The organism is Massilia glaciei, assembly GCF_003011895.2.
GTDB classification, from domain to species: Bacteria; Pseudomonadota; Gammaproteobacteria; order Burkholderiales; family Burkholderiaceae_D; genus Telluria_A; species Telluria_A glaciei.
On sequence record NZ_PXWF02000009.1, the window covers coordinates 41048 to 60459 of the forward strand.

The window sequence follows — 19412 nt, forward strand, 5'->3', positions numbered from 1 at the left end:
AGAAAGGAGTACAGAACCCGCATTATGACCCACTTATGCGAAGGCCATTTGAATTAAGCACGTGGGTGGTGCTCGACATGCAGGTGCTTGAGGCGTTCCCGCGCAACATGGGTGTAAATTTGTGTGGTGGAAATATCCGAGTGGCCGAGCAGAAGCTGGACCACGCGCAGGTCGGCTCCGTGGTTGAGCAAATGGGTCGCAAACGCGTGGCGCAGCGTGTGCGGCGACAGCGGCGCGCGGATCTCGGCCCTGAGCGCGTGTTTCTTGATCAGGATCCAGAACATCTGGCGCGTCATGGGGCCGCCGCGCGCGGTCACGAACAGGGCGTCGTCGACCTGGCCATTGAGGATCACGCCGCGCGCCTCGCGCAGGTAGCGTTCGATCCAGCGGCGCGCCTCCTGCCCGAACGGCACCAGGCGCGTCTTGCCGCCCTTGCCCGTGACGCGCAGCACGCCGTCGTTGAGCGACAATTCGACCAGCTTGAGCGTGACCAGCTCCGACACCCGCAGCCCGCTCGCGTACATCAGCTCGAGCATGGTGCGCTCGCGCAGGCCGAGCGGGGTGTCGACGTCGGGCGCGGCGAGCAGCGCCTCGACCTGGGATTCGCTCAGGGTGTGCACCACGCGCAGCGGCTGCTTGGCCGTGGGCAGGCGCAGGCAGGGGTCGGCCGCGACCTGCCGCTGGCGCAGCGCGAGCTGGTAGAAGCGCTTGAGCACCGAGCGGCGCCGGTTGGCCGAACTGGGCTTGGTCTCTTCGTGGCGCGCCGCAAAATAGGCGTCGAGGTCGTGCGGCTGCACCTGGTGCAGGCCGTCCCGGCCCGGGCGCGCGACCTCGAGCCAGCGGGCGAACAGGCGCATGTCGCGGCGGTAGGCTTCGAGCGTGTTTTTGGCGAGCCCCTGTTCGAGCCAGAGGTTGTCGCAAAACGCGTCGATCAGGGAAAGATTGTCTGCTGTTGCCATGGGGAGCCCGCAAATTCCAGGCCTACCGATTCGTGCGCGAGCAGCCAGCGCTTGACGCCCAGGTGGAAGCCGTTTTCGTCGTCGTGGTTCGAAAACCCGCCCAGGCCGCCCGCCGCCGTCACCCGGTGGCAGGGAATGATCAGGGGGAACCAGTTGGCGCCGCAGGCTTGGCCGACCGCGCGCGGGGCCGAGCCGATGTGCTTGGCGACCTGGCCGTAGGTGCGCACCGAGCCGCGCGGGATCGAGGCGATCGCGTCCCAGACCTTGTGCTGGAACGCGCTGCCGACCTTGGCCAGCGGCAGGTCGAAGCCGGCGTCGGGGTCGCGCAGGTAACGCTCGAGCTGGCGCGCGGCCAGTTCGGAGACGGCGTCGGCCGCGTCCTTCTCGGCGAAATGGGGCGGCAGGCAGACCAGCTCGCGCAGCGCGCCGGCCTCGCTGCGGATGCCAACCGCGCCGAACGGGGCGGCCACGATCGCGGTGAACAATTCACTGCCGGCTTGGGCTTTCGGTGTCTTCATGCGCGCCAGTTTACCCCAATCGGGCGGACCGCTCCGGGAGCGATGGGCGAAAAAAAACGCACCTTGCGGTGCGTTTCAAATATGGTCACGTTTCCGGCTGTTTGGCTGGGCCAACGGCATTCTGTAAAACGCGTGTCTCCTCGATGTTTTCCCGGTATGGACTACCGTGCTCTTATCAACTACTACCCAAAAACTGGTGTTTCGCCTTCCGCGCACTAACAAGGTGCATCAGGAAGGTGCTTATCATAGCGTAATTAAAAAGCCAGTCCGTGGCATTTATGCTACGGATGCAAAATTAATTTCAACCATAAACCTGTCTAGGCAACCAAAGCGATATCTCGGGGACATACGTCACGAGCACGAGGAAAGCGAGCATCGTGCACAACCACGGCATCACCGCCACGGTCAGTTCGGAGATGCCCATCTTGGTGATGCCCGACGCCACATACAGGTTGAGTCCGACTGGCGGATGGCACATGCCGACCTCCATATTGACCACTATTAATATTCCGAAGTGGACCGGGTCGATGCCGAGTTTCATCGCCACCGGGAACAGGATCGGCGCCATGATCAGCACGATCGACGAGGGCTCCATGACGTTGCCGGCGAGCAGCAGCATCAAGTTAACCACGAGCAGGAAAGTCACCACGCCCATGCCCTGCCCGGTGATCCATTCCGCCATCGCCTGCGGGATGCCCTCGCTGGTCATGACGAACGAGAACAGCACCGCGTTGGCGATGATGTAGAGCAGCATCGCCGACAGCGAGGCCGAATCGAGCAGCACCTTGAACACCTGGCGCGGCTTGAGGTCCTTGTAGACGAACACGGCGATGATGAAGGCGTACACGGCGGCCATGGCGGCGGCCTCGGTCGGCGTGAACTTGCCCGAATAGATGCCGCCCATGACGATGACGATCAGCGCCAGGCCCCAGGCGCTCTTGCGGAAGGCGCTCCAGCGGCTGGCCCAGCTCGCCTTTGGCATGCGCGGGTAGCCGTGCTTGCGCGCCAGAAACCACGTCGTCAGGCCCAGCAGGAACGCGAGCATGACGCCCGGGACCACGCCGGCCATGAACAACTGCCCGACCGAGGTGTTGGTCGTGACCGAATACATGACCATCACGATCGACGGCGGAATCAGGATGCCGAGCGCGCCCGAGGTGGTGATCACGCCGGCGCCGAAGCGTTTGGGGTAGCCCTGGGCGATCATGGCCGGCAGGATGATCGAACCGATCGCGACCACCGTCGCCGGGCTCGATCCCGACACCGCCGCGAACAGCGCGCAGGCGAGCACGCCGGCCAGCGCCAGCCCGCCGTGCCAGTGCCCGACCATCGAGGTGGCGAAGTTGATCATCCGTTTGGCGACCCCGCCGCTGGTCAGGAAGCTGCCCGCCAGGATGAAGAACGGGATCGCCATGATCTCGAATTTTTCGATGCCGGTGAACAGCTTGTGCGCGACCGACTGGATCGGCACGTCGGTCATCACGAACAAAAAGGTCAGCACCGTCAGGCCGAGCGAGATCGAGATCGGCATGCCGGTGAGCATGAGCAAAATGAGCAGCGTGAAAATGATCAACGAGTTCATACGGCACCGCCCTTGGTGGCGGCGATCTCGTCCGCGAGCCCGGCGACATGGCCGTGGTCGTGCTTGGGCAGTTCGCCGGTTCGCAGGAAGACGACCATGACCTGCAGAAAGCGCAAGCACATCAGGTAGGAGCCGAGCGGGATGGCGAGGTAGACGATCCACATCGGGATTTCGAGGTCGGACGAGGTTTGCTCGGTTTGCGACATGTGCCACACGAAGTCGGCGCCGAGGGTGCCGACGATGCCGGTGAAGGCGGCGCCGGCGAGCAGGCCGAAGACGATGAACTTGGCGCGCCAGCGCTCGCTCAAGCGCAGGATCAGCACGTCGACGCCGACGTGGATGCCGGTGCGCACGCCGTAGGCGGCGCCGAATTTGGCCATCCACACGAACATGTAGATGCACAGCTCCTGGGCCCAGCTGGAATTGAGGGCGATCAGCGCGTCCTGCACGTGGGGGATGGGCAGGCCGGACAGGTAGCGGTGCAGCACGGCCACGAAGATGATCAGCGTGGCCGCCGCCATCAGGGAGGCGATGATCCACTCTTCGAGGTGGTCGAGGTATTTCATGGGGGACTCCGGGGCTATTAAATCGCTGCAGAAATCGTGCCGCCAGAACTTCGCTACTGTCATCCCCGCGAAAGCGGGGAAGACAGTTTGCTGCAAAAATCGGGTCGCAAAAAATCTAGTTACCGTCATGCTCGCGAAAGCGGGGATATCAGTTCGCTTCAGAAATCGCATCGCAAAAATTTAGTTACCGTCATCCTCGCGAAAGCGGGGACCCATGCTGAGTAAGCAGTTACGCGCCGCCCAAAAAATTTTACCGGCACGTGTACGCAAAATCAGCATGCCCCCGCCTTCGCGGGGATGACGGTTCGCTGCAGAAATCGCGTCGCAAAAATTTAGTTACCGTCATTTCTGCCATTGGCAGAAGTGACTCCTCGCGGAAGCGGGGACCCATGCTGAGTACGTTCGAACGACGACGGGCGTTCAAACGGCGGCGGCTGTTCGAACGACGACGGGCATTCAAACGGCGGCGGGTGTTCGAACGACTGCCGCGGTGCGAGCACCGTTGCTCTAAGCGCCGGTTTTTACTTCGCCGCTTCCCTGGCCATCGCCGCGATCAGCTCCTTGCCGATGCGCCCCTCCATCGCCTTGTGCACCGGCAGCAACGCCTTGCGCCACTCGGCCTGCTCCTTGGCGCTAAGCTCGTACACCGCCGTCTTGCCCGCCTTTTTGATCGCGGCCATGGCCAGGTCGTTGTCGCGCTGCGCGATCGCCTTTTCATACGTGGTCGCGTCGGCCATGGCCGCCTCGAGACTCTTGCGCACATCGGCCGGCAACCCATCCCAGAATTTCTTGTTGACGATCACGGCATACCCCAGATACCCGTGGTTCGACATCGTCACGTGCTTTTGCACCTCGTGCATCTTCTGCGTGAACATGTTCGACGGCGGATTCTCGGTGCCGTCGACCACGCCGTTCTGCAGCGCCATATACACCTCGGAAAACGCCAGCATCTGCGGATTGGCGCCGAGCGCGCGCATCTGGGCGTCGAGCACCTTGGACGACTGGATCCGCATCTTCACGCCCTTGAAGTCGGCCGGCACCCGCAGCGCCTTGTTGGCCGACATGACCTTGAACCCGTTGTCCCAGTACGCCAGCCCCGTGATCCCCTTCGGCTGCAACTTGTTGAGCAAGCCCTTGCCGATCGGCCCCTCGGTCACGCGGTACAGCGCGGCCTTGTTGGGAAACATGTACGGCAGGTCGAAGGCCTCGAACTCCTTGACCCCGAGCGGCCCGAACTTGGCCAGCGACGGCGCCAGCATCTGCACCGCGCCCAGCTGCAGCGCCTCGAGTTCCTCCTTGTCCTTGTACAACTGGCTGTTCGGGAACACCTCGACCTTGACCCTGCCCTTGCTCAGCTTTTCGGCCATCAACTTGAAGCGCTCGGCCGCCTGCCCCTTGGGCGTGTCGACCGCGACCACGTGGCTGAACTTGATGACGATGGGCGCCTGCGCGAAAGCGCCCAGGCTGGTGGCCGCGGCGAGCGCCATGATCAGGGTCTTAATGTGCATTATGTCTCCGGTCGTTGAAACGCGATTTTTATCGTATTTATCAGGGCAGTCTGAAGATGCCCATTCTGCACCGCAATTGCGGATAACCACAATAGCCCGGTGGCCAAATTTGTGTCATCGTGTCGCATGAAGAATTCTCCCTCCCCCCCGCGGTCCGCGCCTGGCCTGCGCCCCCTCCTGCACCTGCGCTGGCTGTTGCCCGTGCTGCTGGTGCTGCTGTTCCTGGCGGTGCTGCTGTGGCTGCCCTGGCAGGCGCGCCAGATGGAGTCCAACGAGCGCCAGGAGCAGCTCATCGCCGACACCCTGTGGGTCGAGCAGGCGGTGCGCTTCCAGCTCTCGCGCAACGAGGAGTTGCTCGCCAACCTGCGCGCCGACATGCTCGCCGGCACCGTCAGCGAGGCCAAGTTGCAGGCGCGCCTAGACCTCATGCCCAAAAGCGCGCACGAAATCACGCGCGTGCGCTGGATCACGGCCGCGCAAGCCGAGCTTGCCGAAGCGGACGCGCCCGCCAGCGCGGCCGCCGACTTCGCGCGCAAGACCGGCCAGGCCCGCTACAGCGAGGCCGCGCCCCACGCCCCCGAGATGACATACCACCTGCCGGTGTTGCGCGGCAAGGTCTACCTCGGCAGCCTGGTCGCGACCTACCAGCTCAAGCACCTGCTCGACGAAACCGTGCCCTGGTGGTTCGCCCAGGACAACGCCATTTCGCTCGTCGACGGCGACGACAAGGTGGTCGCCCAGCGCGCCGCCGCCGGCCCCGGGCGCGGCGTCTACACCCACATGCGCGCGCTCGACCTGCCCGGCACCACGTTGCGCCTGGCCACCGACAGCGTCAAGGGCGCGCCGCGCCTGATGCCGAACCTGCTGGTCGGCTCGGTCGTCGCGCTCGCGCTCGGCCTGCTGGCGAGCCTGGTCGCGCTGTGGCGCCACATCGCGCGCCGCCTCGCCGCCGAGGACGCGCTGCGCCAGCAGATGGCGTTCCGCACGGCGATGGAGGACTCGCTCGTGACGGGCCTGCGCGCGCGCGACCTCGAGGGGCGCGTCACCTACGTCAACCCGGCGTTCTGCCAGATCGTCGGCCGCGCGCGCGACGAGCTGGTGGGCCGGGCGCCGCCCATGCCCTACTGGGCGCCCGAGGCCATGGACGAGTACCAGCAGCGCTTCGCGGCCGTGTTGGCGGGCAACGCCACGCCGCAGTTCGAAACCGTGTTCCTGCGCCCCGGCGGCGAACGGGTGCCGGTGCTCATCTTCGAGGCGCCGCTGATCGGCGACGACGGCCAGCAGACCGGCTGGATGGGTTCGATCCTCGACATCTCCGACCGCAAGCGCGCCGAGGACCTGAACCGCCAGCAGCAAGAAAAACTGCAGGCAGGCGCGCGCCTGAACACGATGGGCGAGATCGCCTCGACCCTCGCGCACGAGCTCAACCAGCCGCTGGCCGCCATCTCGAGCTACACAACGGGCGCGCTGAACATGCTGGCGCGCTCGGTGTCCGACGGCGTCGCGGTCGACGCCGCCCTGCTCAAGGGCGCGCTCGAGCAGGCCAGCGGGCAGGCCCAGCGCGCCGGCCAGGTGATCCGCAGCGTGCACGCGTTCGTCAAAAAGCGCGAACCCGAGCGCCAGCGGATCGACATGCAAAACTTGGTCGACGGCATCCGCGCGCTGATCGAACTGCAGGCGCGCAAGTGTTTTGTCGCGATCCAGCTCCAGATCGCACCCGGCCTGCCGCCCGTCAACGCCGACCGCATGATGCTCGAGCAGGTGCTGCTGAACCTGACGCGCAACGCGATCGAGGCGATGCAGGATGTCGCGCCGGAGCGGCGCATCCTGCGCATCGAGGGCGCGCTGGCCGACGGCAAGGTCGCGCTGTCGGTGTGCGACCGCGGCCACGGCATCGCGCCCGAGGTGGCCGAGCGCCTGTTTTCGCCGTTCTTCTCGACCAAGGCCGAGGGCATGGGCATGGGCCTGTCGATCTGCCGCAGCGCCATCGAATTCCATGGCGGCACGCTCGACCACACGCCCAATCCCGACGGCGGCACCATTTTCACCTTCTCGCTGCCGGCCCAAGGCGCGCCCGCCCTGGCCTAGCGCACCATATAAAAACACACCGGAGACCACCATGCTGCATATCGTTGACGACGAAGAAGTCATTCGCGACTCGCTCGCCTGGCTGGCGCAATCGCGCGCGATCGATGCCCGCAGCTACGCGAGCGCCCAGCAATTCCTGGACGCGGCCGGCAGCCAATTCGACCCGCGGGGCGACTGCGTGCTGCTCGACGTGCGCATGCCGGTCATCAACGGCGTGGCCGTATTCGACCAGCTCGGCGCGCGCGGCCTGGTCGCGCGCATGCCGGTGATCTTCCTGACCGGCCACGGCGACGTGCCGATCGCGGTCGACACGCTCAAGCGCGGCGCCTTCGATTTCTTCGAAAAACCGTTCAACGACAACCTGCTGATGGACCGCGTCGAGCAGGCGCTGGCGCAGTCGCGCGGGGCCGGCGCCGCGGCGCTGGTGCAGGCGCGCCTGGCAAGCCTTTCCGCACGCGAACGGGAAGTGCTTGACCTGATTTTGGCGGGTAAAATGAACAAGGTCGTGGCCGACAAGCTCGGCATCAGCATGCGTACCGTCGAGGTGCACCGCGCACACATCCTCGACAAGATGCAGGTCAAGACCGCGGTCGAGCTGGCCGGGCTGCTCAAGTAGGAGGTATCCCCAAATGCAACCAAAAACCATCGCCGAAAAAATGTTGCTCATGAGCGCGCGCTCGCTCGCGATCGTCAACGGCGCGGTCCATCCGAAGGTGGTCGCGCAAATGCCGGCGCAACTGATCGACGCGGCCCAGGACGGCGCCGGGGGCGCGGCCGACGTGGTGCTGCTGTTCTCGCTCAACCGCAAGGAGCTCGAACGGCTGATCCCCGAGGCCGAGGCCAGGCTGGCCGAAAAAGGCGCGCTGTGGGTCGCCTTTCAAAAAGGGCCGGCCGCGCGCCACACCGACCTCAACCGCGCCGCGATCGACGCCTGCGTGCAGCCGCGCGGCCTGGCCGGGGTGGGCACGATCGCGCTCGACAAATACTGGTCCGCCCTGCGCCTGCGCCGGGTTCAGGACCCGGCGTCGGCCCCATGAAGCGCGAGCGCCCATTCGACGTGCTCGCGCACCAGCGCTGACGGATGCCCGGCGCGCGCGCGCAGGGCGGCCACGATGTTGGCGTCGCCCCGCTTTTTCCCGGCCGCGTTGCCAAGGCCGACGGCGAGGTTGCGCAGCCAGCGCTCGTGGCCGATGCGCCTGATCGGACTGCCCTCTAGGCGGCGCTCGAACTCGTCCCCGGTCCAGCCGAACAGCGCCACCATGCCGGCGCTGCCAAGTTCGTTGCGCTCGTCGAAGTCGGGCACCACGGCGCGCCGCGCGTACTTGTTCCACGGGCAGGCGGTCTGGCAATCGTCGCAGCCGTAGACGCGGTTGCCGATCAGCGGGCGCAACTCGAGCGGGATGGAGCCCTTGAGCTCGATGGTGAGGTACGAGATGCAGCGCCGCGCGTCGAGCCGGCCCGGCCCCAAAATGGCCTGGGTCGGGCAGACGTCGATGCAGGCGCGGCACTGGCCGCAATGGGCGCTGGCCGGGGCGTCGACCGGCAGCGGCAGGTCGACCAGGATCTCCCCGAGGAAGAACATCGAGCCGGCCTCGCGGTTGAGCAGCAAGGTGTGCTTGCCGCGCCAGCCCAGCCCCGCCTGCTCGGCCAGCGGCAGCTCCATCACCGGGGCCGAATCGGTGAACACCCGGTAGCCGAAGGGGCCGGCGGCGGCCTCGATGCGCGCGGCCAGTTGCTGCAGCCGGGCGCGCAGCACCTTGTGGTAGTCGCGCCCGCGCGCGTAGAGCGAAACGACGGCCGCGTCGGGGTCGGCCAGGCGCGCCGCCTCGCGCCCGCGCCAGTCGGCCGGCGTGGCGGACGGCAGGTAGTCCATGCGCGCACTGATCACGCGCACGGTGCCGGGCACCAACTCGGCCGGGCGGGCGCGCTTGAGGCCGTGGCTTGCCATATAATCCATCTCGCCGTGGCGACCCTCGGCCAGCCACGCCAGCAAGCCCTCCTCGGCGTGCGCGAGATCGGCGTCGGCGATGCGCACATCGGCAAAGCCGAGCTCGGCGCCCCACTGTTTGATGGCGCGCGCGAGGGCGTCGAGGTCGGGTTGGACTGCTGGCATGCTGGGACCGGGTTAGAATGGGTGGCAACAAATAGGCTGCGACAAACAAATTGCAACAAACAAGCTGCAACAAACAAGCGGCGACAAACAAGCGGCGACAAACAAGCGGCAACATGCGCACGGGCGGGCCGCGCATGCATGAACCTGCGCACGCATGAACCTGTGCACGCATGAACCTGTGCACGCATGAACCTATGCACGCATGAACCTATGCACGCATGAACCTAAGGCCACATTCTATTCGATGCAGCACTTCAAAGCCCACCTCCACGACGAAGCCGGCACCGCCGCCCTGGGCGCGGCGCTCGCGCGCGCGCTGGTGCCGGGCCTGGCGATCCACCTTCACGGCGACCTTGGCGCCGGCAAGACCGCCCTCACGCGCGCCATGCTGCACGCGGCCGGGCATGTGGGCCACGTCAAGAGCCCGACCTACACGCTGGCCGAACCGTACCGCATCATGCTCGACGGCGCGGCCGTCGACGTGATCCATTTCGACTTGTACCGGATGGCCAGCGCCGAGGAATTCCTCGACGCCGGCTTCCGCGAGGACTTCGACGGGCGCAACATCTGCATCGTCGAATGGCCCGAAAAAGCCGAACCCGTGCTGCCCACGCCCGACCTGAATGTGGTACTGAACGTCGCCGGCGAAGGTCGTGATGTAGAATTGCAAGCGTTGTCCGAACTAGGTTCGCTATGCCTCGACCGCCTCAAATTCGCACCAAACCTCTGATTGGCGGCGCGCTCACGCGCCGCACCGTGCTCAAAGCCGGCGGGACCCTGCTGTTGTCGGTGTTTGCGCCGCTGCCCGCGGCGGCCGCGCAAATCCTCGCGGTGCGGGTCTGGCCGGCCGCCGACTACACCCGCGTCACGCTCGAAAACGACAGCAACCTCAAGGCGACCCACTTCACCGTGCCCGATCCGGAGCGGCTCGTGGTCGACATCGAAGGGCTCGAACTCAATCCCACGCTCAAGGGGCTGGTGGCCAAGATCCAGTCCGGCGACCCGTACATCAAGCAGGTGCGCGTGGGGCAGAACCGGCCCAACGTGGTGCGGCTCGTGTTCGACCTGAAGGAACCGATCCGGCCGCAGGTGTTCGCGCTGGCGCCGGTGGGCGAGTACAAGCACCGCCTGATCTTCGACCTGTATCCGGTCAAGCCGGTCGACCCGATCGCGCAGATGATCGAAAAAGGCGAATGGTCGCGCCCCGGCGCCCCGGCCGGCACCCCGGCCCCGCCGGCCTTGCCACCGACCGCGCCCGAGGCGGCGGTGCTGGCCGCGCGGCCGGAACCGAAGCCCGAACCTAGGACGGCCGAGATCGCCAAGGCCGATCCCAAACCGCCCGCGCAGGCAAGCGTGGCGCGCCTGATCACCATCGCGATCGACCCGGGCCACGGCGGCGAGGACCCGGGCGCCGTCGGCAGCAGGGGCACGCTCGAAAAAGACATCGTGCTCGCCATCGCCAAGCGCCTCAAGGCCAAGATCGAGCAGCAGCCCAACATGCGCGTGATGCTCACGCGCGACGGCGACTACTTCGTGCCGCTCGGGGTGCGCGTCGAAAAGGCGCGCCAGGTGCAGGCCGACCTGTTCGTGTCGCTGCACGCCGACGCCTTCATCAAGCCGAGCGCGCGCGGCTCGTCGGTGTTCGTGCTGTCCGAAAAGGGCGCCAGCTCGACCGCCGCGCGCTGGCTCGCAGATAAAGAAAACCTGGCCGACGCCATCGGCGGGATCAACATCAAGGTCCGTGACCAGCAGCTCGCCGGGGTGCTGCTCGACCTGTCTACGACGGCCCAGATCAACGACAGCCTCAAGCTGGGCAAGGCCGTGCTGAGCGAAATCGGCGGCATCGCGCGGCTGCACAAGAGCCATGTCGAACATGCCGGCTTTGCCGTGCTCAAGGCGCCCGACATTCCGTCGATCCTGATCGAGACCGCGTTCATCTCGAACCCCGAAGAGGAAGCCAAGCTGCGCGACAACGGCTACCAGGACCAGATAGCGAGCGCCGTCATGAAAGGCATCAAGCACTATTTCGCGCGCAATCCACCGCTGGCCAAGGGCCGTTCGTCGTAAAGGGCATGCCATGAGCGAGATCACGATGGTCGAATTCGGCCAGCTGCCGGCGCTGCGCCTGCGCGCCCCCGACGGGGCCGAGGCCACCGTCACCTTGTACGGCGCCCACCTGGTGTCGTGGATCGGCAAGGATGGCCGGGAGCGGCTGTTCTGCAGCGCCGAGTCGGCGCTCGACGGCAGCCGCGCCATCCGCGGCGGCGTGCCCGTGATCTTCCCGCAGTTTGCCGCCCGGGGCGAGGGCATGCGCCACGGTTTTGCCCGCGTTTGCAACTGGCGCGCCGGCGGCGGCGGCATCGAGGGCGACACCGCGTTCGCGCTGTTCTCCCTTGCCAGCGCCGACCTGCCGGACGAGGTGGCGCGGGCCTGGCCGCATGCGTTCGCGCTGGAACTGCGCGTGGCGGTGCGCGCAAACGAATTGTCGATCGCGCTCGAGGTGCTCAACACGGGCGAGGCGCCGCTGTCTTTCGCCGCGGCGCTGCACACGTATTACCTGGTTGACGATGTCGACCTGGTGCGCGTGGGCGGGGTGGTTGACGGCGGGCTCGCCGTCGGCGACAAGCTCGATTGGATTTTCCCCGGCGTGGCGGGCGCGCTGGCGTTGACCGCGGGAGCGGCTGCGCTGCATTTGGAACAGGGCGGCTTCACCGACGCCGTGGTGTGGAATCCGGGCGCGCTTGACGCCGCGGCCCTGAACGACCTGGGCGACGACGAATACCGGCGTTTCGTGTGCATCGAGCCGGCGCTGGTCGACCCAATCGCGCTGGCCGCCGGCGCGCGCTGGCGCGGCTGGCAGCGGGTGCTCGCGCTGGGCTAGTGCCAGGCCGGTTCGATGCAGGCGCCAGGCTGGCTCGAAGCTAGTTCGATTCCTTGATGACCCGGCCCGACGCGGCCTGCACCGGACGCGCGTTGAGCGGATACAAGCGGCTGAACACGGCCAGTTGTTCCGGCGACGCCTGCACCGGCTGCTTCATGACGATCCACAGCACATCCTCGCTGCACGGCGGCGTCGTCAGCGAGCCCATATAGGTGTAGTACTCGCGCTGGGGCGGCAGCATCTGGCCGGCGTCGAGCACCACCGACGGAGCAACCGTGATGTTCTTCTCGAGCGGCAGGTTGCCCCAGACGGTCGCGATGGTCTGCTGCTCCTGCCCGCGCTCGAGCAGCAGCGCCACCACCGCGAGCTTGCCCGCGACATCCCTGTGCACCAGATGCACCACCATCTCGAAGCCCTTGCCGTTGACGCGCTCCTCGGCCGGGCGGTGGAAATGGAACTGCAGCAGCTCGTAGCGCCTGCCCTGCACCGTCAGGTAGTTGCCGGGACCGACCCCGACCTGCACGCTGTGGCCGTTGTCGACGACGGTGAACGGCGAGGGGCTGTATTCGAAGGCGACCTTCTCGAGGTTGACCTTCATGCCGTCGCGGATATCGATCGGCGACTGGCGCTTGCCGATGCCGCATTTGGCCCAGGCTGGATTGATCTTGCCCCAGTGGGCGGGGCCGTGTTCGCCCTCGTACGACCAATGCGTGCCGTGTGCGTGCGCGGGGGCGGCCGCCCGCCTGGCCGGCGCGGCCTTGCGGTGCCTGGCCGCGGCGGCGGCGCGCGCATCCTGGTCGGCGCGCAGGATGGCCAGCCGTTTGGCGATCTTGGCCGCGAGCTCGGCTTCGGCCTGCTCGTCGGCGGCGTCCTGGGCCGCCTCGGACAGGGGAGCCGCCGCCGGCGCCGGCTGGCTGAGCGCCGGCCGCGACGGCAGCGGCGGCACAATCGATGGCCTGGCCGGTTTGGCCGGGGCCGGCGCGTCGGCCGCGCCCGCGGTCCCCATGAGAGCAAGGCTGCAGGCGGACAAGGCGATCAGATTGCGCATGGGGCTCCCGGCGGGCGCTATTTTACGGCGTTACGGTTCATGAACTTGCGGCTGTACTTCCACAAACTGCCCAGCATCACCGGCACCACGGCCGCGCCGACGCCGACGAGCACGATGGCGGTCAGGTGTTCGCGCACAATAGGAATGTTGCCAAAGAAATAACCCGCTGTCACCAGGCTGAGCACCCAGAACAGGGCGCCGCCGATGTTATAGATCTGAAACGGCGTGTGCGGCATGGCGGTCACGCCCGCGACGAACGGCGCGAAGGTGCGCACCACCGGCACGAAGCGCGCCAGGACGATGGTTTTGCCGCCGTGCTTGTCGAAGAAGACCCGCGTCTTGTTGAGCGCGTCGCGGTTGATCCAGCGGTAATCGTGGACGAACACGCGTTGCCCGATCGCCCTGCCGATCCAGTAATTGGTGGTGTTGCCCAGCACGGCGGCGACGATCAGCAGCGTCGACAGCAGCGCGAAATCCATCTCGCCGGTGGCGCAGAAGGCGCCCGCGATGAACAGCAAGGTGTCGCCCGGGAAGAAAAACAGCACCACGAGGCCGGTTTCGGCAAAGATGATGGCGAACAGCACCACGTAAACGTAAACACCATATTCGGCCAGCAACTTGCCCAGAGTGGCGTCGACATGCAAGATCATGTCAAAAAACTGCATCAGGTCCATAATTTTCCTAAGTTAATTTAGGCGCATCATACCATTGCCCGGCCTTCCATATAGCCACCGGATGCAAGGTGCCGCACCGCTTTTTTGGGTGTGCGCGGGAAGTTTCCTCATGCCCGCTTAGACGGATTACAATTCCCGCACACGGGGCGGGAGCGACCCCGGCCTACACAACACCAGGAGACCAGACGATGCGAGCACGACCGAACCGGAAGCAGCAAATTGGCCGCGCAGTCGCCCTTGCGTGCGCGTTGATGGCGACCGCCGCGCTGGCGGCGCCGGCCGCGCCCGCCGCGGCGGAGCTGGCGCCGAAGAAATCGCTAAGCGAGGTCATCGCCGCGTCGAGCGCGGGCGACTGGCGCCCGCTCGACCTCAACAACACCCTGTACATGGAGTTGCCGGGTGGACGCGTGGTGATCGAACTGGCGCCGCCGTTCGCGCCGAACCACGCCGAGAACATCAAGACGCTGGTGCGCGACAACTATTTCGACGGCCTGGTGGTGCTGCGCTCACAGGACAACTTCGTGGTGCAGTGGGGCGACCCGGACGAAAAGAACCCGCGCCCGTTCAAGAACGCCAAGGCGACACTGAAGGCCGAATTCACCGTGCCGCTGGCCAACGACACCAACTTCACGCGGCTGCGCGACCGCGACGGCTACGCGGCGCAGGTTGGGCATTCGAACGGCTTCCCTTCCGCGCGCGACCCCAAGACCGGCCGCGCCTGGCTGGCGCACTGCTACGGCATGGTGGGGGTTGGCCGCGACAACGACGCCGACAGCGGCGGCGGCTCCTCGCTGTACGTGGTGAGCGGCCACGCGCCGCGCCACCTCGACCGCAACATCACGGTGGTGGGGCGGGTGGTGTCGGGCATGCCGCTGCTGGCGGCGGTGCCGCGCGGCCCGGCGCCGATGGGTTTCTACGCCGACCCCGGGCAAAACATCCCGATCGGCACGGTGAAAGTGGCGGCCGACGTGCCGGCCGGGCAGCGCAGCAACTTCGAAGTGATGCGCACCGACAGCGCCACATACCAGAAGGCGGTGGAGGCGCAGCGCAACCGGGGCGGTCCATGGACCAAGGTGGCCGCCGGCCACGTCGAGCTCTGCAACGCCCCGATCCCCGTGCGCCCGCAGAAATAACTTCCCCCTCGCGCAGCCCATATTTCCACAACATGTCACAATCGGGGTCAGACCCCGGTTGTGAAATTTTTCCGTGCGGCAGCTCGGGCTCCTCTGCGCCCACTTCCATGCGGAATTAATTTCATAAGTGGGGTCAGACCCCGGTTGCGGAACATTGCGCAAATTGTGTCGGGCAAGGATGGGGGCAATTTCGTGATTGGGCAACAAAGCGCGGGGCGGGGGCGCGGGTATAATTTGCGCCATGAATGCACCCACCACGCCACACCGCCCGATCCAGGCCCTTCCCGACCAGCTTATTTCGCAAATTGCCGCCGGCGAGGTCGTGGAACGCCCTTCCGCCGTCGTCAAGGAATTGCTCGAAAACGCGCTCGACGCCGGCTCGACCCAGATCACCGTGCGCCTCGAGGAGGGCGGCGTCAAACGCATCGCCATCACCGACAACGGCCGCGGCATCTCGCCCGAGCAACTGCCGCTCGCGCTGGCCCGCCACGCGACCTCCAAGATCGCCTCCCTGACCGACCTCGAAAACGTCGCCACGCTCGGCTTTCGCGGCGAGGCGCTCGCCTCGATCGCCGCCGTCGCCGCCGTCTCCGTGACCTCGCGCACCGCCGACGCCGCCCACGCCTGGGAGATCGTCGGCTCGCACCTGGGCGCCGTGGCCCCGTCGTCGGGCGCGCATGGCACCACCATCGATGTGCAGGACCTGTATTTCAACACGCCGGCGCGGCGCAAGTTTCTCAAATCGGAGCAGACCGAGTACGGCCATTGCGCCGAAGTCGTGCGCCGCATCGCGCTCGCGCGCCCCGATGTCTCGTTCAGTCTGAGCCACAACGGCCGCACCATCGACCATTGGAACGTGACCGAGATGGCCAAGCGCAGCGCGCACATCCTCGGCAGCGATTTCGCCGAGGCGCGCCTGCCGATCGACGAGTCGGCCGGCCCCTTGCGCCTGCACGGCTTCGCCGGCCTGCCCACCGCCTCCAAGGCGCGCGCCGACGGCCAGTTCTTTTATGTGAACGGGCGCTTCGTGCGTGACAAGCTGCTGGTGCACGCGGTGCGCGCCGCCTACCAGGACGTGCTGCACGGCGACCGCTTCCCCGCCTACGTGCTCGCGCTCGACCTCGACCCGGCGCTGGTCGACGTCAACGTGCACCCGTCCAAGATCGAAGTGCGCTTCCGCGACAGCCGCGCGGTCCACCAGTTCGTGTTCCACGCGGTCCAGCGCGCGCTCGCGCTGACCTCGGCCACCTCGTTCGGCAGCGTGCCCGGTCCGCAGGCGGCCGCCGAGATGGGCGGCGCCACCACCACCTGGCGAGCGCAGGAGCAGACCACGTTCGGCCCGCAGTTCTCGTCAACGTTCTCGTCGACGTTCTCGCCGTCGCCCTACCCACCCGCGCGCCGCCCCGACGACATGGGCGTGGCGCAAACGTCCGACAACTACGGCGCCCTGTTCGCGCCCGGATTCAGCGCCTCGAACGCGCCCGTGACGCCCTACACGGCGCCGGCGCACACGATGTCGAACGACGACTATCCGCTCGGCTTCGCGCTAGCCCAGCTGCACGGCATCTACATCCTCGCGCAGAACACCAAGGGCCTGGTGCTGGTCGACATGCACGCCGCGCACGAGCGCATCCTGTACGAGCAGCTCAAGAACGCGCTCGACGCCCAGGTCGACGGCCAGGAGATGCAGGTCCAGGCGCTGCTGATCCCCGTGACCTTCTTCGCCGACGCGGTCGAAGTGGGCACCGCCCAGGAGAACCAGGAAACGCTGGCCGCGCTCGGCTTCGACATCGCCGCCCTGTCGCCGACCACGCTGGCGGTGCGCTCGGTGCCGACCCTGCTCAAGGGCGCCGACGCGCAGACGCTGGCGCGCGACGTGCTGCGCGACGTGCGCGAATTCGGCGGCTCGCGCGTGCTCATCGAGCGCCGCAACGAACTGCTCGGCACCCTCGCCTGCCACACCGCGGTGCGCGCCAACCGCATCCTGTCGGTGCCCGAGATGAACGCGCTGCTGCGCCAGATGGAGGGCACCGAGCGCGCCGACCAGTGCAACCACGGCCGCCCGACCTGGGTCCAGCTCGACATCTCCTCGCTCGACAAACTGTTCCTGCGGGGCCAATGATGGCGCAGCACCCGCCGCAGGTCGCGCCCCTGCCCGAGTACGCGCACGCGCCGATCCTGCTGCTCATCTGCGGCTTCCTGATGCTGCAGCCGCTCTCGACCGACCTGTACCTCGCCTCGCTGCCAAGCCTGGCCACGGTGTTCAACGTGCCCGCCTCGACCGTGCAGTTGACGCTGTCGATGTTCGTGCTCGCCTTCGGCGGCGCGCAGCTGGTGGTGGGCCCGCTGTCGGACCGCTACGGCCGCCGGCCCGTGCTGCTGTGGGGCCTGTCGCTGTACGTGCTGGCCAGCGTGCTGTGCGCGCTCGCGCCCAATATAGAACTGCTGATCGCGGCGCGCTTTTTGCAGGCGCTCGGCTGCTGCTCGGCCATCATTATCGCGCGCGCGATCGTGCGCGACGCCTACGCGCCCGCCGACAGCGTGCTCGTGATCGCGCGCGCCAGCACCTGGCTCTCGCTCGCGCCGCTGCTCGGCCCCATCCTCGGCTCCTACCTGCAGGTGGCGTTTGGCTGGCGCGCCGCGTTCCTCGCGCTGTCGATTTTGTCGAGCTGCGTGCTGGCCGCCGTGGTCCTGCGCCTGCCCGAGACCAATGTGCACAAGGACCCGCGCGCCACCGAGCTGCGCGGCCTGCTGGCCAACTACAAGCTGGTGCTCGGCTCGCGCGCGTTCTGGTCGCATGCGCTGCCGGGCGCGCTGTCGTACGGCGCCATCTTCGCGTTCATCTCGGGCTCCTCGCTGGTGCTGATCCGCGTGCTGAACGTGCCGACCGAATGGTTCGGCTACTGCTTCGCGTTCGGCGTGTCTGGCTATATGACGGGCACCATCGCCTGCCGCCGCCTGATCAGCCGCTTTGGTGCCGACGCCACCCTGCGCATCGGCAGCGCGCTTTCGCTGGTTTCCGGCGCGCTCTTCCTGGCGCTGGTCGCCGCCGGCGTGGCCCACTGGGCGCTGGTGCTGGCGGCGATGTTCCTGACCATGGGCGCGCACGGGGTCAACTTCCCGGTCGCGCAAAACGGTTCGGTGACGCCGTTCCCGCAGCAGGCGGGCACCGCCGCCGGCCTGATGGGCGCGCTGTACATGAGCGTCGCCTTCGTGGTCGGCACGGCGGTCGGCGCCAGCTTCGACGGCACCCTGCTGCCGCTGGCGCTGATCGCCTGCACGCTCGGGTTCGGCATCTTCGCCTCGGTGCGGCTGACGCGCCGCAAGATTGTGGCCGTGGCGCCGTGAAGCAGCTCGCGGTGGCCATCATGGGCCCGACCGCGTCGGGCAAAACGGCGGCCGCGCTGGCGATCGCGCGCACGCGGCCGGCCGAGATCATCTCGGTCGATTCGGCCCTGGTGTACCGCGGCATGGACATCGGCAGCGCCAAGCCGAGCGCGGAGGAGCTGGCCAGCGTGCCGCACCACCTGATCGACATCATCGACCCGACCGAGGCGTATTCGGTCGCCCAGTTCCGCGCCGACACCTTGCGCCTGGTCGCCGAGATCAGCGCGCGCGGCAAGCTGGCGCTGCTCGTGGGCGGCACCATGATGTACTTCAAGGGCCTCACCGACGGCCTCGACGAGCTGCCCGCGGCCGACCAGGCCCTGCGCGTGCTGCTCAACGCCGAGGCCGCGCGCATCGGCTGGCCCGGCATGCACGACAAGCTGCGCACGCTCGACCCCGAGACGGCGGCGCGGCTGGCGCCCAACGACGCCCAGCGCATCAACCGCGCGCTCGAGATTATCGAATTGACCGGCCAGCCGATGTCGGCGCTGCTGAGCGGGCGCACCAAGCTGGAGCTGCCGTTCGACCTGCTCTCGTTCGCTCTCGAGCCGTCGGACCGCGCGCTGCTGCACGCGCGCATCGCGACCCGCTTCGACCAGATGCTCGGCGCCAGCGACGATGGCGGCATCGTGGCCGAAGTGGCCGGCCTGCGCGCGCGCGGCGACCTGCACGCGGGCCTGCCTTCGATGCGCTGCGTGGGCTATCGGCAGGCGTGGGACTACCTCGACGGCAACATCGACCGCGCCGCGCTGCGCGAGACGGGCATCATCGCCACGCGCCAACTGGCCAAGCGCCAGCTGACCTGGCTGCGCGCGATGCCGGACCGGGTGGTGATCGATTGCTTGGTGCCGGACCCGGCGGCGGCGATGCTGGCGCACCTGGACGGCATGGGGAAATAGCCGTTGCGGGAATGCCCGAAAGAATTTTCAAGCGACTTGTTTCAGCAATTCTCAAT

At 67.1% G+C, this 19412-nt stretch carries 18 protein-coding genes; 10 read left to right on the top strand and 8 right to left on the bottom strand.

The window, feature by feature from the left end; genetic code table 11:
• Nucleotides 1-53: 53 nt before the first annotated feature.
• The 5 genes from xerD to C7C56_RS00535 form a co-directional block, all read right to left on the bottom strand.
• Complete coding sequence (gene xerD, locus C7C56_RS00515; RefSeq protein WP_106755553.1) at nt 54-959, bottom strand: site-specific tyrosine recombinase XerD; 906 nt, start codon at nt 957-959, stop codon at nt 54-56.
• Nucleotides 932-1477, bottom strand: coding sequence for a methylated-DNA--[protein]-cysteine S-methyltransferase (locus C7C56_RS00520; RefSeq protein WP_106755554.1), 546 nt, complete (start codon nt 1475-1477; stop codon nt 932-934). The genes xerD and C7C56_RS00520 overlap by 28 nt, the downstream gene beginning before the upstream one ends.
• 301 nt (nt 1478-1778) lie before the next feature.
• A complete protein-coding gene (locus tag C7C56_RS00525; RefSeq protein WP_106755555.1) occupies nt 1779-3059 on the bottom strand; it encodes a TRAP transporter large permease in 1281 nt (426 codons plus the stop codon).
• Nucleotides 3056-3625, bottom strand: coding sequence for a TRAP transporter small permease (locus tag C7C56_RS00530; RefSeq protein WP_106755556.1), 570 nt, complete (start codon nt 3623-3625; stop codon nt 3056-3058). The genes C7C56_RS00525 and C7C56_RS00530 overlap by 4 nt, the downstream gene beginning before the upstream one ends.
• A 521-nt stretch (nt 3626-4146) precedes the next feature.
• Nucleotides 4147-5133, bottom strand: a complete 987-nt coding sequence (locus C7C56_RS00535) for a TRAP transporter substrate-binding protein (protein WP_106755557.1) — start codon at nt 5131-5133, stop codon at nt 4147-4149.
• Between the two features lie 126 nt (nt 5134-5259).
• Here C7C56_RS00535 and C7C56_RS00540 point away from each other — a divergent pair, with 126 nt between their 5' ends.
• From C7C56_RS00540 to C7C56_RS00550, 3 genes are read left to right on the top strand one after another with little or no spacing between them, the layout of a single operon-like run.
• Nucleotides 5260-7221 carry a sensor histidine kinase gene (locus C7C56_RS00540; protein WP_106755558.1) on the top strand — a complete coding sequence of 654 codons (1962 nt, stop codon included), beginning with the start codon at nt 5260-5262 and terminating at the stop codon, nt 7219-7221.
• Nucleotides 7222-7252: 31 nt separating this feature from the next.
• Complete coding sequence (locus tag C7C56_RS00545; protein WP_106755559.1) at nt 7253-7837, top strand: response regulator transcription factor; 585 nt, start codon at nt 7253-7255, stop codon at nt 7835-7837.
• Between the two features lie 13 nt (nt 7838-7850).
• Entirely contained in the window at nt 7851-8258 is a 408-nt protein-coding gene (locus tag C7C56_RS00550; protein WP_106755560.1) for a DUF3052 family protein, read from the top strand.
• On the opposite strand, the gene queG is transcribed toward C7C56_RS00550, so the two are convergent.
• Complete coding sequence (gene queG / locus C7C56_RS00555; protein WP_106755561.1) at nt 8234-9334, bottom strand: tRNA epoxyqueuosine(34) reductase QueG; 1101 nt, start codon at nt 9332-9334, stop codon at nt 8234-8236. The two genes, C7C56_RS00550 and queG, sit on opposite strands and share 25 nt — an antisense overlap.
• 244 nt (nt 9335-9578) lie before the next feature.
• On the opposite strand from queG, the gene tsaE reads away from it, so the two are divergent.
• Genes tsaE through C7C56_RS00570 form a run of 3 tightly spaced genes read left to right on the top strand, consistent with a single transcriptional unit; the run spans nt 9579 to nt 12215 of the window.
• Nucleotides 9579-10064: a tRNA (adenosine(37)-N6)-threonylcarbamoyltransferase complex ATPase subunit type 1 TsaE gene (tsaE, locus tag C7C56_RS00560; RefSeq protein ID WP_106755562.1), complete on the top strand. Its 486-nt coding sequence runs from the start codon at nt 9579-9581 to the stop codon at nt 10062-10064.
• Nucleotides 10028-11401 carry an N-acetylmuramoyl-L-alanine amidase gene (locus C7C56_RS00565; protein ID WP_106755563.1) on the top strand — a complete coding sequence of 458 codons (1374 nt, stop codon included), beginning with the start codon at nt 10028-10030 and terminating at the stop codon, nt 11399-11401. Before tsaE ends, C7C56_RS00565 begins: the two co-directional genes overlap by 37 nt.
• A 10-nt stretch (nt 11402-11411) precedes the next feature.
• On the top strand, nt 11412-12215 hold the full coding sequence (locus C7C56_RS00570) for an aldose epimerase family protein (protein ID WP_106755564.1): 804 nt from the start codon (nt 11412-11414) through the stop codon (nt 12213-12215).
• A gap of 40 nt (nt 12216-12255) precedes the next feature.
• On the opposite strand, the gene C7C56_RS00575 is transcribed toward C7C56_RS00570, so the two are convergent.
• Nucleotides 12256-13263: a carbonic anhydrase gene (locus C7C56_RS00575; protein ID WP_106755565.1), complete on the bottom strand. Its 1008-nt coding sequence runs from the start codon at nt 13261-13263 to the stop codon at nt 12256-12258.
• 17 nt (nt 13264-13280) lie between these two features.
• A complete protein-coding gene (locus C7C56_RS00580; protein ID WP_106755566.1) occupies nt 13281-13937 on the bottom strand; it encodes a VTT domain-containing protein in 657 nt (218 codons plus the stop codon).
• Between the two features lie 251 nt (nt 13938-14188).
• On the opposite strand from C7C56_RS00580, the gene C7C56_RS00585 reads away from it, so the two are divergent.
• From C7C56_RS00585 to miaA, 4 genes are all read left to right on the top strand, one after another.
• Nucleotides 14189-15070: a peptidylprolyl isomerase gene (locus C7C56_RS00585; RefSeq protein ID WP_219933079.1), complete on the top strand. Its 882-nt coding sequence runs from the start codon at nt 14189-14191 to the stop codon at nt 15068-15070.
• Between the two features lie 241 nt (nt 15071-15311).
• The gene (gene mutL, locus C7C56_RS00590; RefSeq protein ID WP_106755568.1) at nt 15312-17192 is read left to right on the top strand and encodes a DNA mismatch repair endonuclease MutL; all 1881 of its coding nucleotides are present in this window, start codon (nt 15312-15314) and stop codon (nt 17190-17192) included.
• Nucleotides 17189-18418 carry a multidrug effflux MFS transporter gene (locus C7C56_RS00595; RefSeq protein WP_106755569.1) on the top strand — a complete coding sequence of 410 codons (1230 nt, stop codon included), beginning with the start codon at nt 17189-17191 and terminating at the stop codon, nt 18416-18418. The genes mutL and C7C56_RS00595 overlap by 4 nt, the downstream gene beginning before the upstream one ends.
• Before the next feature lie 20 nt (nt 18419-18438).
• Nucleotides 18439-19356 (top strand): tRNA (adenosine(37)-N6)-dimethylallyltransferase MiaA, encoded by a 918-nt coding sequence (gene miaA, locus C7C56_RS00600; RefSeq protein WP_219933080.1) that lies wholly within the window; start codon nt 18439-18441, stop codon nt 19354-19356.
• Nucleotides 19357-19412: the final 56 nt, after the last annotated feature.

Excerpts from the sequence above, each read along its gene's own strand:
- xerD (WP_106755553.1), bottom strand. The coding sequence starts at position 959 with ATGGCAACAGCAGACAATCTTTCCCTGATCGACGCGTTTTGCGACAAC.
- C7C56_RS00525 (WP_106755555.1), bottom strand. The coding sequence starts at position 3,059 with ATGAACTCGTTGATCATTTTCACGCTGCTCATTTTGCTCATGCTCACC.
- C7C56_RS00545 (WP_106755559.1), top strand. The coding sequence starts at position 7,253 with ATGCTGCATATCGTTGACGACGAAGAAGTCATTCGCGACTCGCTCGCC.
- C7C56_RS00565 (WP_106755563.1), top strand. The coding sequence starts at position 10,028 with ATGCCTCGACCGCCTCAAATTCGCACCAAACCTCTGATTGGCGGCGCG.
- C7C56_RS00535 (WP_106755557.1), bottom strand. The coding sequence starts at position 5,133 with ATGCACATTAAGACCCTGATCATGGCGCTCGCCGCGGCCACCAGCCTG.
- queG (WP_106755561.1), bottom strand. The coding sequence starts at position 9,334 with ATGCCAGCAGTCCAACCCGACCTCGACGCCCTCGCGCGCGCCATCAAA.
- C7C56_RS00520 (WP_106755554.1), bottom strand. The coding sequence starts at position 1,477 with ATGAAGACACCGAAAGCCCAAGCCGGCAGTGAATTGTTCACCGCGATC.
- C7C56_RS00530 (WP_106755556.1), bottom strand. The coding sequence starts at position 3,625 with ATGAAATACCTCGACCACCTCGAAGAGTGGATCATCGCCTCCCTGATG.
- C7C56_RS00540 (WP_106755558.1), top strand. The coding sequence starts at position 5,260 with ATGAAGAATTCTCCCTCCCCCCCGCGGTCCGCGCCTGGCCTGCGCCCC.
- C7C56_RS00575 (WP_106755565.1), bottom strand. The coding sequence starts at position 13,263 with ATGCGCAATCTGATCGCCTTGTCCGCCTGCAGCCTTGCTCTCATGGGG.
- C7C56_RS00570 (WP_106755564.1), top strand. The coding sequence starts at position 11,412 with ATGAGCGAGATCACGATGGTCGAATTCGGCCAGCTGCCGGCGCTGCGC.
- miaA (WP_219933080.1), top strand. The coding sequence starts at position 18,439 with ATGGGCCCGACCGCGTCGGGCAAAACGGCGGCCGCGCTGGCGATCGCG.
- C7C56_RS00585 (WP_219933079.1), top strand. The coding sequence starts at position 14,189 with ATGGCGACCGCCGCGCTGGCGGCGCCGGCCGCGCCCGCCGCGGCGGAG.
- C7C56_RS00595 (WP_106755569.1), top strand. The coding sequence starts at position 17,189 with ATGATGGCGCAGCACCCGCCGCAGGTCGCGCCCCTGCCCGAGTACGCG.
- mutL (WP_106755568.1), top strand. The coding sequence starts at position 15,312 with ATGAATGCACCCACCACGCCACACCGCCCGATCCAGGCCCTTCCCGAC.
- C7C56_RS00580 (WP_106755566.1), bottom strand. The coding sequence starts at position 13,937 with ATGGACCTGATGCAGTTTTTTGACATGATCTTGCATGTCGACGCCACT.
- tsaE (WP_106755562.1), top strand. The coding sequence starts at position 9,579 with ATGCAGCACTTCAAAGCCCACCTCCACGACGAAGCCGGCACCGCCGCC.
- C7C56_RS00550 (WP_106755560.1), top strand. The coding sequence starts at position 7,851 with ATGCAACCAAAAACCATCGCCGAAAAAATGTTGCTCATGAGCGCGCGC.